General features: G+C 72.3%; 1 protein-coding gene and 2 pseudogenes. All 3 read left to right on the forward strand.

What is annotated here, in order from left to right:
• Nucleotides 1-738: pseudogene (locus G3N96_RS38120) on the forward strand (PLP-dependent decarboxylase); the annotation flags it as partial.
• A 24-nt stretch (nucleotides 739-762) separates the two neighbouring features.
• Nucleotides 763-2,337: an acyl-CoA ligase (AMP-forming), exosortase A system-associated gene (locus G3N96_RS38125; RefSeq protein WP_206140435.1), complete on the forward strand. Its 1,575-nt coding sequence runs from the start codon at nucleotides 763-765 to the stop codon at nucleotides 2,335-2,337.
• Nucleotides 2,334-3,122: pseudogene (locus tag G3N96_RS39565) on the forward strand (hypothetical protein); the annotation flags it as partial. The gene G3N96_RS38125 and the pseudogene G3N96_RS39565, both read left to right, overlap by 4 nt.

The raw sequence follows: 3,122 nt of genomic DNA on the forward strand, positions 1-3,122 counted from the left end.
GCGCTGGCCGGCGACGATGCACGTGCGCTGTGGCACGACCACTTCGGGATGACGCCGAACGAGGCGCACGACGCGGTGCGCACGCTCGCCGCTGCCGGTTTGCCGGTGGCCGGGCTGCACGTGTTCTCCGGCCCGCATTCGTTCATCCGCCAGGACGCGGCGCAGCCCGACACGCTCGTGCTGCCCGAACGGCTCGCGGCGCTCGCCCGCGATCTCGCGCCCGCCAACGGCGCGCCGCTCGCGTCGCTGAGCCTCGGCGGCGGCTTTGCCGACGATCACCCTGGCGACGCCGCGTTCGAACGCTATGCGACTGCACTCGCGCCGCTGGCCGGCCAGTACTCGCTCGCGCATGAATCGGGCCGCGCGATCTTCGCCGATGCGGGCGTGTTCGCGACGCGCGTGGTGGCGGTCAAGACGTGGCAGGACCGCACGATCGCCGTCTGCGACGGCGGGCTGTCGCATGCGTTCCTGCTCGCGCAGACCGAATCGGTGATGCGCCGGCTGGCCGCGCCGTCGCTCGTGCGCCGCAAGCCCGCGCCGCCGGAGCGTGGCGTGCCGACGATCTACGTCGGCAGCACCTGCAGCCGCGCGGACGTGATCGGCCGCGACGACACGGGCGCCCCGCCGCAGGTCGGCGACATCGCCGTGTTCGCGCGCTGCGGCGCGTATCACCGCACGTACTCGATGGCGCATTTCCTGTCCCACGAAGCCGCGCACGTGTACGTGCGGCCCGCCTAGACCCACCTGAGAGAGAAGCCGATCATGAACGCCCTGATCAGCGTCGCCGACCTGCTCGAACACGGCGCCGCACGCTGGCCGCAGCATCCCGCGTATGCCGACGGCGGCGGCACGATGACCTACGAACAGCTTGCACGCGCGGTCCGCCGCGCGGCCGCCGCGCTCGCGTCGCGCGGCGTGCGGCCCGGCGAGCGCGTCGCCATCTACGCGCCGAAACGCATCGAAACCGTGGTCGCGATGCTCGCGGCCAACGCGCTCGGCGCGATCTTCGTGCCGGTCAATCCGCAGTTGAAGGAAGCGCAGATCGAGCACATCGTCGCCGACAGCGGCGCGGCGCTGTTCATGACCGGCGCGCAGCGGTTGAAACGCCTGCCGGCGCTCGCCGCGCTCGTCGGCGCACGCGCGATGCTGATCGAGGAACTGGCCGACGCGATCCACGCGCGCGGCGCCGACACACCGGCACCGCTTCCCGCCGGCCGGCCGGTGGACGACGATCCCGCCGCGCTGCTCTACACGTCCGGCTCGACCGGCAAGCCGAAAGGCGTGGTCGTGTCGCATCGCAACCTCGTGTCGGGCGCATTCAGCGTCGCCGCGTACCAGGGGCTGGCCGACGACGACGTCGTGCTCGGCGTGCTGCCGCTCAGCTTCGACGCGGGCCTGAGCCAGCTCACGACCGCGCTGGCCGCCGGCGCGTGCTATGCGCCGCTCGACTTCCTGCAGCCGGCCGAAGTGCCGCGCCATTGCGACGCATTCGGCGTGACGTCGATCACCGGCGTGCCGCCGTTGTGGATGCAGCTCGTGTCCGCCGGCTGGAGCGACACGGCGCGCACGCGGATCCGCCGCTTCGCGAACACCGGCGGCCATCTCGCGACGCCATTGCTGCACCGCCTGCAAGCGGTGTTCACGAACGCCGCGCCGTACCTGATGTACGGGCTGACCGAAGCGTTCCGCTCGACCTACCTGCCCCCGGCCGACGTGGCATTGCGGCCGACGTCGATCGGCAAGGCGGTACCGAACGCCGAGATCCTCGTGCTGCGCGCGGACGGCAGCGAATGCGCGGCCGACGAACCCGGCGAACTCGTGCATCGCGGCGCATTCGTCACGCTCGGCTACTGGAACCGGCCCGAGCTGACCGCGCAGCGCTTTCGCCCGCTGCCGCGCCGGCACGGCGAGATCCCGCGCCCCGACGTCGCCGTGTGGTCCGGCGACATCGTGCGCCGCGATGTGGACGGCTACCTGTATTTCGTCGCGCGCGGCGACGACATGATCAAGACGTCCGGCTATCGCGTGAGCCCGACCGAAGTCGAGGACGTGCTGTTCGCGCTGCCCCACATCCGCGAGGCCGCGGTGTTCGGTGTGCCGCACGCATCGCTCGGCGAGGCGATCGCCGCGTGTGTCGTGTCGACGCTCGACGCCGACGCATGCCGCGCCGACATCGCGCGCGCTTGCCGCGACGCGTTGCCGACCTACATGAGCCCGCTCGTCGTCGAGCCGCTGCCGGCGTTGCCGCGCAACCCGAACGGCAAGATCGACCGCCCCGCGCTGAAAAACCAGTACCGCGACGCGTTCGCGCCCACGAACGAGGAGACCGCCGCATGACCCTGTCGACGCTCGATGAAACCTGCCTCGGCGCGCGCCGCATCGCCGAGCCCGGCACGCTGGCCCTGTCGGGCGGCGTCGTGGTGCTGCCGCCCGCGGTCGTGTTCAGCGCGATCCAGGCGCAGGAACGCCATCCCGGCTACCGGCACCTGCTGCTGCCGCAGGCGCGCTTCGCGCGGCCGCGCGGGCTGGGCGCGCTGACGCCCGACGAAGGCACGCGCCTCGCACCGGGCGGCCGGCCCACGCTGCGGGTCGCGCCGCCCGGGCGCAGCCTCGCCGATCTCGCCGCCGACGCGGCGCTCGACCTGCCCGACCAGCTCGGCTCCGGGCAGCTGGCCCGCACGACCCACGCGATCGTCGCGAGCTGCGCGCTCGACGACGGCATCGGCGACTCGGTCGTCGGACGCAAGCATCCGGGCCTGTACCGCGTGCACGCGGGGCCGACGCCGGAGAAGCTCGTCGACGAACTCGATCGCACGGTGACGCGCCTGCGCGACCAGCTCGGCTCCGGGCAGCTGGCCCGCACGACCCACGTGATCGTCGCGAGCTGCGCGCTCAACGAAGGCATCGGCGACTCGGTCGTCGGCCGCATGCAGTACGAGCTGGGCCTGCAGCGCGTGACGCCGTTCGCGCTCGGCCAGAACGGCACGCTCGGCTGGTATTCGGCGCTGATGCTGCTCGACGGGCTACTCGACGAAGGCGACCAGGCGCTCGTGATCCTCAGCGACAAGTGGCTCTACCCGTTCTTCCGCCAGTTCGGCGACCTGGAAGAACGGGTAGAGCCA

Origin of the sequence: Burkholderia sp. Se-20373 (assembly GCF_017104705.1) — a bacterium.
In the GTDB taxonomy this organism is placed as follows: Bacteria; Pseudomonadota; Gammaproteobacteria; order Burkholderiales; family Burkholderiaceae; genus Burkholderia.